This window comes from Paraburkholderia sp. XV, assembly GCF_020177535.1.
Classification (GTDB): domain Bacteria; phylum Pseudomonadota; class Gammaproteobacteria; order Burkholderiales; family Burkholderiaceae; genus Paraburkholderia; species Paraburkholderia caribensis.
In genome coordinates this window covers 1-10,362 of record NZ_JAGUUD010000186.1, presented here as the reverse complement: position 1 = coordinate 10,362, position 10,362 = coordinate 1, and the positions used below count along the sequence as shown (strand labels likewise).

Sequence of the window (10,362 nt, the reverse complement as noted above, 5' to 3'; positions counted from 1 at the left end):
CCGCCCCGCACAGGGGCGACGCCTGAAGCTAGATAACGCATCGCGGATGCCCGCGCAAAAGACCAGCGCAAAGGCCCAATCCACCGACCGGCGACGCCTGAAGCGCGATAACAAAACGCGGATGCCAGCAAAAGCCAAAGCAAAAGCAAAAGCAAAAGCAAAAAACCAAAAACCAAAAACCCCGACCAGCAACTCCTCAATCACTCCGCCGCATAAGTCTTCTGCTGCTGCTCGCCGAGCCCCTCAATCCCGAGCCTCACAGTCTGCCCCGGCTTCAAATAAACAGCCTCGGGCTTCACGCCCATCCCAACCCCGGGCGGCGTGCCCGTAGAAATCACATCCCCCGGCTGCAAGCTCATACACTGCGACAGATAAGAAACAAGCTTCGCAACACCAAACACCATGGTCCTGGTGCTGCCATTCTGATAACGATGCCCATCCACCTCGAGCCAAAGCTTCAGATTCTGCGGATCCGCAACCTCATCACGCGTAACAACCCAAGGCCCGATCGGCCCAAACGTATCGAACCCCTTGCCCTTGTCCCACTGCCCAGCGCGCTCGATCTGCCACTCGCGCTCGGACACGTCGTTGATCACGCAATAACCCGCCACATAGTCGAGCGCGTTCGCCTCGTCGACATACTTCGCCTCCTTGCCGATCACCACACCCAGTTCCACTTCCCAATCGGTCTTCTTCGAGCCGCGCGGAATTTCAATCCCGTCGTTCGGCCCAACGATCGCGCTAGTCCACTTGTTGAAGACAACAGGCTCGCTCGGCACAGGCAGATTCGACTCGGCAGCATGGTCCGCATAGTTCAGCCCGATACACACGAACTTGCCGATCTTGCCGACACACGGCCCAATGCGCGGATTGCCTTCGACAACCGGCAGCGACGCCGGATCGATCGCCCGCAATCCGTCAAGCGCAGCATCCGTCAACGTGCCGCCGTCAATATCGCCCACCACTTTCGACAGATCGCGAATCTTGCCTTGCGCATCAAGCAAGCCCGGCTTTTCCTGGCCCTTCGGTCCATAACGAAGCAGTTTCATCGCTGCAGTTTCCTCTGTTCAGTGATTCCGTGGTTCATAAACGTGGTCAGCGCCTCATGCACGCGCTGCGTGGCTCAGTTCGACCAGCCACCGTCGATCACATGCGCCTGGCCCGTCGTGAAGCCCGACTCGTCCGACGCCAGATACAACGCCAGCGCCGCAATCTCCTCCGGCTTCCCGACACGGCCCATCGGCTGGCGCGCGACGAACGCGGCGTGCACCGCTTCGACCGTCGCACCCTGCGCCTTCGCCTGCTCGGCGATCCGCTGTTCGAGCGAAGGCGAGTGTACCGTGCCCGGACAGATCGCGTTGCAGCGCACACCGCGCGTAACGAAATCGGCAGCGACAGCCTTCGTCAAACCGATCACAGCCGCTTTCGATGCGCCATACACAAACCGGTTCGGCACGCCCTTCACACTCGACGCCGCCGACGACATGTTGATGATCGACCCGCCGCCCTTCTCCAGCATCGCGGGCAAAAACGCGCGGATCATCCGGTACATCGCCTTCGCGTTGAGATCGAAGGCGAAGTCCCAGTCTTCCTCGCTCGCTTCGAGAATCGAGCCCGCATGCACGTAGCCCGCGCAATTGAACAGTACGTCGATAGGACCGAGCTCGTGCGCCAGCGCCTTGATCGCCGCACCGTCGAGCACATCGAGCTGGCGCGCTTCGACGGGCTTGTCCTTGAGCGCGTCGATGCGGATGTCGGTGGCGATGACGCGCGCGCCTTCACGCGCGAAAAGCTCGGCCGTCGCAAGGCCGATGCCCTGTCCCGCTGCCGTGATCAAAGCCGTCTTGCCGGCCAGTCTTTGTACCATTTAAGGCTCCCGTTGGATTGGCGTTTGAGTCATACCGGGTATTGCAACGGCTGCTCACCGGCGCGAATGTGGAATTCCCGTTGAACCGTCACAGCCGGTAGAACGCCGCCGCATTGCCGCCGAACACCGCATCGCGTTCAGCATCGGAGCGCGACGCGAGCAGCTCTGTCGCAATGGAATGCCACAGCAGATAGTCGCCGTTCAGATTCAGCACCGGCCAGTCGCTGCCCCACATCAGGCGCTTCGGCCCGAACGCGGCAAGCAGATGATCGACGTATGGACGCAACGTCGCTTCCGTCCAGCCTTGCGCGGCTTCCGTCGCGAGGCCCGACAACTTGCAATGCACATGCGGCAGTTGCGCCAGCCGGGCGATGCCCTCGGCCCATGCGTGCCAGCCCGCGCTGCCGTCGCGGATCGGCGGCTTCGCGCCGTGATCGACCACGACGCGCAGTTGCGCAAAGCGCTCGATGAACGCGGCCAATGCATCGACGTGACGCGTGAAGATCAGCGCATCGAATGCGAGGTCGTGGGCGATCAACGCATCGACGGCGGGCTTCAGTGCGGGGTTGGCGATCCAGTTGTCGTCGGGCAGGTCTTGCAGCATCGGCCGCACGCCCTTGAACTTCGGATCGCGCGCGAGTTCGGCGATCAGTGCGGGCGCGTTGGCATCGAGCATCGGCACCCAGCCGACAACGCCCGCAATCGACGTGTCATTGCGCGCGAGATCGAGCAGATAGCGCGTCTCGTCGACCGTCGGCGCGGCCTGCACGACGACCGTGCGCGACACGCCCGCGCGTTCGCGCAGCGGCGCGAGATCGCCGGGACTGAATGTACGGTAGAGCGGCGCGAGATCGGGCGTGAGCCAGCCGTAGTCGCCGCGCTCGGGGTTCCAGTAATGCTGGTGTGCGTCGATTTGCATGATGTTGATCGAACCGCTAGTCCTTCGGCACGGGCGCGCGTGGATCGAGCAAGCCTTCGTCGCGCAGTGCCTGCCAGAGTTCGGCGGGAATCGGCTTGTCGAACGAAGCCACATTCTCGCGCAGTTCGCCCGCATTGCGCGCGCCCGTCAGCACGGTCGCGACGGCAGGATGCGCATACGGGAACTGCAACGCGGCGGCAGCCAGCGGCACGCCATGCAGCTTGCACACCGCTTCCAGACGCGCGACGCGCTCGATCACCTGCTTCGGCGCCTCGCCATAGTTGAACTTCAGATCGCCTTCGACGCCACGCGCGAGTATCCCCGAATTGAACGCGCCGCCCAGCAGAATGCTGACGTTGCGCTGCTCGCATTCGGGCAGCAGGTCGTCGAGCGTCGCCTGTTCGAGCAGCGTGTAGCGGCCCGCGAGCAACGCGCAATCAATGTCGAATTCGCGGATCGCGTCGAGTATCGCCGCGCTTTCGTTGACGCCGAGACCGACGGCTTTCACAGCGCCTTGCGAACGCAGATCGTCGAGCGCGCGAAAGCCGCCGCCTTGCGTGAGCTGCTGCCAGTAATGCGCGTTGCGCTCGCCATGCGTGACGACGCCGATATCGTGCACGAGCAGAATGTCGATATCGACGATGCCCATGCGCTGCTGGCTGTCTTCGAACGAACGCAGAATGCCGTCGTGCGTGTAGTCGTAGATCGCTTCGAACGGCAGCGGGTTTTGCCAGCCTTCGCTGCCGTCATACGGATGCTTGCGCGGCACGAAGTGACGGCCCACCTTGGTGGACAGCACGAACTCGCTGCGCGGATAGCGCCGCAGCGCGTCGCCCAGGCGATGCTCCGCTTTGGTGTGCCCATAGTGCGGCGCCGTGTCGAAGAAACGCACGCCCGCGTCCCATGCGGCCTGAACCGCGCCGGACGCTTCTTCATCGGACAGGTCGCGATACAGTCCGCCGAGCGGCGCCGTGCCCAGCCCGAGACCCGTGACTTCGAGTGCGCGCCCGCCAATGCGGCGCCGCTTGCGCACGTTTGAACCCGCCGCGTCCGTCATCGTCTCGCTCTCCATGTTTTCAATTTGGCTCACCGCAGCGCTCACTGCGCGGCCACGCTGACCACCCGATGCGGCAGCGCCGCATTCGACGGCAGGCACGCCGGCCCGACGGGCTCGAACGTCTTGTACGTAAGGATAAACTCCTGATGCCCGAGCGACTCCGATTTCGACGCCGCGCCCTGCGCGACGGCGAGCGTGACGTCGAACACTTCGCGGCCCACTTCGTCGAGCGTCGCGCGGCCTTCAAGGATACGCCCTGCGTCGACATCCATGTCGCCGGACAGGTTGCGGTAAGTATGCGGATTCGCGCAGACCTTGATGACGGGCGAAATCGCCGAGCCGACCACGGAGCCGCGCCCCGTCGTAAACAAGATCACATGCGCGCCGCACGCGATCAGTTCCGCGATCTCGGCGTTGTCGCTGATGTTCGGAAAGCCGAAGCGCGGCTCGCCGTCCGGCACGACGTCGAGCAGATAGAGGCCGCCCGTGGGCGGCACATCGCCGGGCTTCACAATGCCGACGATCGGCGACGCGCCGCTCTTCGCATACGCGCCGAGCGACTTCTCTTCCTGCGTCGTCAGTCCGCCGTCCGCGTTGCCGACAGCGAAGCTGCCGTGGCCGAGTATCGAGTAATAGCGCGCGGCCTTCGCGACGCATGCAACGATTTCATCGCCGAGATCGTCGCGCGCCGCGCGGCTTTTCATATGAAACTCGCAGCCGACCAGTTCGCCCGTCTCCTCGAAGATGCAGGTCGCGTCGTCCTCGATAAAGTGATCGAATGCGCGGCCCACGGCGGGATTCGCCGTGATGCCGCTCGTGCCGTCCGAGCCGCCGCAGATCGTGCCGATCACGAGTTCAGACAGCGCCATGGGCACTTTCTTCTGCTTCGCGAGTTCGCCGCGCGCTTCGCGCACCCAGTCGACGCCATATTGAATCGTGCTGCGCGTGCCGCCTTTTTCCTGGATCGTCAGCACGTGCACCGGGCGACCGCTCGCGCGCACCACATCGACGAGGTAATGCTTGTTCATGCTCTCGCAACCCAGCGACACGAACAGCACCGCGCCGACATTCGGATGCGTCGTCAGCCGCTCCATCATCTTTTCGGCGTAGCTGTTCGGATAGCAGCCGGGAAAGCCGATCAGATGGACGGGCGCTTCCTGCCCGGCGGAAGGATCGTCGAACGCATCGAACGAAGGGCGGAACTGCGCAACGATCTCGCGCGCCACGTGATGCGCGCATTCGACCAGATAGGCGACGGCGACCACGTTGCGGATGCCCTTGCGTCCATCGCTGCGCAGATACCCTTGCAGCATGGGCGGCACGGCTGATTGCGCGGTATTTGCTACGGAAATGTCGGTCATGTTCTATGGGCCCGCGTCAGTGATGGACGAATGCGTGGCCTGCGTCGTGCGTATAAGTGGGCAGGTAATCGCTTTCGAGGTTGTGCGTATGCAGATGCTCGCCGCGCGCGACGTCCGTCGTCACGTGGCCGATCACCGCGCCGTAACGCAGTACCTTCTCTTCGCTGCGCAGTGCCCGGCGCGCGACCTTGTGCCCGAGCTCGATCGTTTTCGCGAGCGTCACATGCTCACCTTCGATCTCGATCTGCGTGCCGGCTTCGAGCCGTGCGCCAGCGATCAGGCAGTTGTCTTCGGGACTCAGCAGAATCAGGCGTTGATCGGTCATATCAGTTTTGTCCTTCGCCGCTGGCAAGGCGCGCCACCATCAGCGAGCCGAGAATGATCGCGCCGTAGATCGCCTGAATCCAGAACGACGGCACCTGCGCGAGCGTCAACAGGTTCTGCACGACACCGAGCAGCAGCACGCCGGACAGCGCGCCGATCATCGTGCCCTTGCCGCCATCGAGCGAAATGCCGCCGATCACGGCCGCTGCGAACACGGTGAAGATCATGCCGTTCCCCTGGTTCGCGTTGATCGCGCCGACATAGCCCGTGACGACGAGGCCGCCAATCGAAGCGAGCACGCTGCCGAGCACGAATACGCCCCACGTGATGCGCTCGACACGAATGCCCGCCGCGCGCGCCGCTTCCGGATTGCCGCCGATCGCATACAGCGCGCGGCCCAGCCGGTGATAACGCAGCATGAACGCGGCGATGCCGAACGCCGCAGCCGCCAGCCACACCGAGAGGGGCAAGCCGAGCACGATCGTGGTCGCGAGTTCGAAGAACGACGGCGGCATGTCGAACAGCGTGCCGCCCTTCGTCGCGCCGACCAGCATGCCGCGCAGCACGATCAGCATCGCGAGCGTGACGATGAAGGCGTTCAGGCGCAGCCGCACGACCAGAAAGCCGTTGATGAAGCCGATCAGCGCGCCGACCACGAGGATCGCGAGCAGGCCCGCCGCAGCCGGCCATTCGAACCCGAAACCCGCCGACGCCGCGGGCATCACGAGCATCGCGCCGACAGCGGGCGCGATGCCGACCGTCGATTCGAGCGAAAGATCGAACTTGCCCGTCAGCACGATCAGCGATTCGGCGAGCACGACGAGCGCCAATGCCGCCGACGCGCCCAGCACGCTGATCAGATTCGCCTTCGTCAGAAAGCTCGGGCTGACGAAAGCGCCGATCACGATCAGCAACGCGAGCGCGGGCACCAGTGCGAGATCGCGCAGACGCGCGAACTCGATGCGAGGACGCGCGGCGCTCGCGCCCATCCCTTGAGCCGATTGAGCCGATGCAAACGCAGGCACACTATTCTTCATGGAGACTGACTCCTTCAACGGATGCGATCAGGTCGTGGTCTTCCCAACCTGCCGGAAACTCGGCCGCGATGCGGCCACGGAACATCACGAGCACGCGGTCGCAGACACGCAGATCGTCGAGTTCGCCCGATGCGACGATCACCGACTTGCCCGCTTCGCGCACGCGATCGACAACGGACAGCAGCGCTTCTTTCGATTTCACGTCGACGCCCGCCGTCGGATCGATCAGCACGAGCACGTCGGGATCGGTTGCCAATGCGCGGGCCATCACGACCTTCTGCTGATTGCCGCCTGACAGACCCGACACCGCTTGCTCCGGCCCCTGCGTAGCGATGCCGAGCGCGTCGATCATCTTCTTGCCGAATGCGTTCTTCTTCGCGGGCGGCGCGATGCCGAACTTGCCGAGCATGCGCGCAATGGTCATCGACGCGTTTTCCGCTACCGATTGCGTGAGCACCAGCCCTTCGTGATGACGGTCCTTCGGCACGCAGCCGATGCCGCGCTTCAATGCTGCGGGCACGTCGCCGGGCGGCAACGCTTCGCCGTCGACGCGAATGCCGCCGCGCTGCGGCTTGCGCAACCCGGCTATTGCTTCGGCGACGCTCGTGCGTCCGCTGCTCGTCGCACCCGTGAGTCCCACGACTTCGCCGCGCTTCACGGCGAAGGTGACGTCTTCGTAGTCCGCGCCCGTGAGCGCTTCGACCTGCAACGCGATGACTGTATCGGCGGGCAATGGCGAGCGCGAAGCCGCGTCGGTGACATTGAGGCCGCCGCGCTCGCCTGTCATCGCTTCGATCAGCTGCTCGCGCGGCAACGCCGACACAGGCGCGCTGACGATATGCCGCGCATCGCGCAACACGGTGACGGCCTGGCAAATCTCGTACACCTCCTGCAAGTGATGCGAGATGAACAGGAACGTCACGCCTTCGCGCTGCAACTCCTCGATGCGCCGGAAGAGCCGCTTGATTTCATCGCCGTCGAGCTGAGCCGTTGGTTCATCGAGAATGATGAAGCGCGCGCCGTACGACAGCGCCCGCGCGATCTCGACGAGCTGCCGCGCTTCGACGGTGAGATCGCCCGCCCGTGCGTCTTCGCGCACATCGATCTTCCAGTGATCGAGCAGCGCGCGCGCATCGCGGCGCATCGCGCGCCAGTCGATCACGCCGTTGCGCGTCTGCTGCCGGTTGATGAACAGATTCTCCGCGACGGACAGCTCGCGGATGATCGTCGAGTGCTGATAGACGCACGCGACGCGCTCGCGCCACGCGTCGCGGTCGGCGATGGGCGGCGCAAGCTCGCCGCCGAATCGAACTTCGCCCGTGTCGGACTTGCGCAGGCCGGTGAGAATCGACACCAGCGTCGATTTCCCCGCGCCGTTGCGCCCGACGAGCGCATGCGACTCGCCGGGCAGCACGCGCATGCTGACGTCCCTCAGCGCCGCGTGGCTGCCGAAGCGCTTGCCTACCCCAAGCGCCTCGACGACCGCGCGCGTGGATGCGTTCGCGTCGTGGGTCATTTGCTCGCTCACTTAAGTGCTCACTTGAGCGTGTTGCCCCAGAGGTTCTTGTCGTCGACATTCGCCTTCGTCACGAGCGGCGCGGGCAGCTGGTCTTCGAGCACTCCCGGCTGCAACTGCACGATGTTGCTGCCGTGATCGGTCGGACCCGGCTTGAACGTCTGCCCGGCGAGCGCGGCCTTCATGTAGTAAAGACCGTACTTCGCGTAGAGATCGGCGGGCTGCGAAATGGTCGCGTCGATTTCGCCCTTGCGGATCGCGTCGAACTCTTGCGGGATACCGTCGTTGCTGACGATCACGACGTGCTTCGCATCGCCTGCGGGAAACAGCATCTGCTTGCGGCGCAACGTCTGCAAAGTTGGCGACAGATAGACGCCGCCCGCCTGCATGTAGATCGCCTTCACATCGGGATTCGCGGTCAACAGGCTATCCAGCGAACTCGCCGCGACATCGCCCTTCCAGCCCGCCGGAATCTCCAGCAGCGACAGCGCCGGGTAGTTCTTCAGGCACGCGCGGAAGGCTTCCGAACGGTCGCGTCCGTTGACGGACGCCAGATCGCCCATGATCTGCACGACCTTGCCGGACTTCACATGCTCGCCGATGTACTTGCACGCATTCGTGCCGTACGCGCGGTTGTCGGCGCGCACGACCATCGCGACCTTGCCTTGCGTCGGCGCGACGTCGACGGCGACCACGGCGACATTCTTCGCCGATGCCGAATCGAGTGCGCGGCTGATCGCCGCCGAATCGATCGGCCCGACGACGATGCCCCTGGCGCCGAGATTCACCATGTTGTTCATGTCGGTGATCTGCTGCGCGGGGTCGTTGTTCGAATTGACGGGCGCGAGGATGTCGATGCCCATTTCCTTCGCGTACTTCGGCAGATAGTTGTTGTACGACTGCCAGAACGGCGACGTGAGAAGCGGCAGGCCGAGACCGACCTTGGCCGTGTCGGCCTGCGCGGCCGCGCTGAACGTGATGCCTGCGATGCACGTCGCGGCCACGGCGGCCGTCAACGCGTTCTGAACGAAACGGCGAGCCGCGCGCGGCTCCCTGGCGAAACCCATGCTTGTCTCCTGTGTCGATGGGAGCGGCTTTCAAGCCTGCTTCCGTCTGCGTTGTGGGAAGAGGAACCGGCGAACCGGGTACATCGACCTTTCACTTTCTTATGGGCATTGGTGCATTCATTCACCAATGAACGTATTATTCATATACGAATATTGACAAGTCAACGTGCCGTGCGTGGGTGTTTTCCCTGGAGCTGTGCGCCCTGTGTGCCCGTCCTCTGACAGCCGATAATCAAATGCGAACGTCAAACACGAACCGACTGCCGACGATGGATGTAGAAGACAAGGACGACGCAGACCGATATCGCGCGCCTGCGCTGGACAAGGGTCTGGACATACTCGAACTGCTTGCCGAGCAGAAGAGCGGCTTGACGCGTGCCGAGATCACGAAGCTGCTGGGGCGGAATGCGAGCGAGATGTACCGGATGCTGGAGCGGCTGGTGGCGCGTCAGTACGTGGTGCGATCGGCGGGTGGCGACCGGTATTCGCTGAGTCTGAAGTTGTATGCGCTTGCGCATCGGCATCCGCCGATGAACCGGTTGATTTCCGAGGCTTTACCGTTGATGCAGCGTTTTGCTGCCGATGCTGAGCAGTCGTGTCATCTTGCTGTCTACGACCGTGGCAATCTGCTGGTGATTGCGCAGGTGGATGGACCTGGCACGTGGGGTATTTCGGTGCGGCTCGGGTCGCGGGTGGGGCTGATCGATACGAGTTCGGGGCGCACGATGCTGGCTTTTCAGACGCCTGAGCAGCGGGCGCATATGCTCGCCGAGCACACCAAGGTCAAAGGCGAGGTGACGATCGATCATGGCGCGCTCGAAGGCGCGTGCGAGGCTATTCGCGCGGCTGGGTTTTCGCAGAAGGACAGTCAGCAGATTTTTGGTGTCACCGATTTGACTTTTCCTGTGCTGACGGCGTCAGGGCAGGCGATTGCTGCGATGACTTGTCCTTTTCTTAAGCGGATTGATGAGTATGTGGCGCCTTCGCTGGATCAGGTTACGCAGATGTTGCGGGAGATTGTGCAGGGGTTGTCGATGTTTGCGGGGCCTGAGGTGAGGTAGCGGTTTTTTGTTGTTGTGGTTTTTTGGCGCAGCCTGATTGGGGTTTGCGCTGGCATCGGCGTTTTGCTTTTGCTTTTGCTTTCGCTTTCGCTTTCGCGGGCATCCGCGAATTGTTAGCGTGCTTCACGCGTCGCCCCTGTGCGGGGCGGCACC

Annotated in this window: 11 protein-coding genes; 1 reads left to right on the top strand and 10 read right to left on the bottom strand. The window is 63.5% G+C overall.

The genetic code is table 11. The features are described from left to right. The 10 genes from KFO72_RS39935 to KFO72_RS39890 form a co-directional block, all read right to left on the bottom strand. The coding region (locus KFO72_RS39935; RefSeq protein WP_225034384.1) for a hypothetical protein at positions 1-204 on the bottom strand (204 nt) is incomplete at its 3' end. After that, positions 201-1,049, bottom strand: a complete 849-nt coding sequence (locus KFO72_RS39930) for an ureidoglycolate lyase (RefSeq protein ID WP_225034382.1) — start codon at positions 1,047-1,049, stop codon at positions 201-203. The genes KFO72_RS39935 and KFO72_RS39930, both read right to left, overlap by 4 nt. A gap of 74 nt (positions 1,050-1,123) precedes the next feature. Then, the gene (locus tag KFO72_RS39925) at positions 1,124-1,867 is read right to left on the bottom strand and encodes an SDR family oxidoreductase (RefSeq protein WP_224100069.1); all 744 of its coding nucleotides are present in this window, start codon (positions 1,865-1,867) and stop codon (positions 1,124-1,126) included. Between the two features lie 88 nt (positions 1,868-1,955). Then, positions 1,956-2,786: an amidohydrolase family protein gene (locus KFO72_RS39920; protein WP_225034381.1), complete on the bottom strand. Its 831-nt coding sequence runs from the start codon at positions 2,784-2,786 to the stop codon at positions 1,956-1,958. A gap of 16 nt (positions 2,787-2,802) precedes the next feature. Further along, entirely contained in the window at positions 2,803-3,843 is a 1,041-nt protein-coding gene (locus KFO72_RS39915; RefSeq protein WP_225034387.1) for an aldo/keto reductase, read from the bottom strand. 41 nt (positions 3,844-3,884) lie between these two features. Then, entirely contained in the window at positions 3,885-5,204 is a 1,320-nt protein-coding gene (locus tag KFO72_RS39910; protein ID WP_225034380.1) for a UxaA family hydrolase, read from the bottom strand. Positions 5,205-5,220: 16 nt separating this feature from the next. Next, complete coding sequence (locus KFO72_RS39905) at positions 5,221-5,529, bottom strand: UxaA family hydrolase (protein ID WP_054933386.1); 309 nt, start codon at positions 5,527-5,529, stop codon at positions 5,221-5,223. Position 5,530: 1 nt separating this feature from the next. Continuing rightward, positions 5,531-6,565 (bottom strand): ABC transporter permease, encoded by a 1,035-nt coding sequence (locus tag KFO72_RS39900; protein ID WP_412101830.1) that lies wholly within the window; start codon positions 6,563-6,565, stop codon positions 5,531-5,533. Beyond that, the gene (locus tag KFO72_RS39895; RefSeq protein ID WP_107204306.1) at positions 6,555-8,081 is read right to left on the bottom strand and encodes a sugar ABC transporter ATP-binding protein; all 1,527 of its coding nucleotides are present in this window, start codon (positions 8,079-8,081) and stop codon (positions 6,555-6,557) included. The genes KFO72_RS39900 and KFO72_RS39895 overlap by 11 nt, the downstream gene beginning before the upstream one ends. 20 nt (positions 8,082-8,101) lie before the next feature. Beyond that, a complete protein-coding gene (locus KFO72_RS39890; protein WP_225034379.1) occupies positions 8,102-9,148 on the bottom strand; it encodes a sugar ABC transporter substrate-binding protein in 1,047 nt (348 codons plus the stop codon). Positions 9,149-9,417: 269 nt separating this feature from the next. Between KFO72_RS39890 and KFO72_RS39885 the strand changes: the two genes are divergently transcribed. Further along, positions 9,418-10,209, top strand: a complete 792-nt coding sequence (locus KFO72_RS39885; protein WP_054933382.1) for an IclR family transcriptional regulator — start codon at positions 9,418-9,420, stop codon at positions 10,207-10,209. Positions 10,210-10,362: the final 153 nt, after the last annotated feature.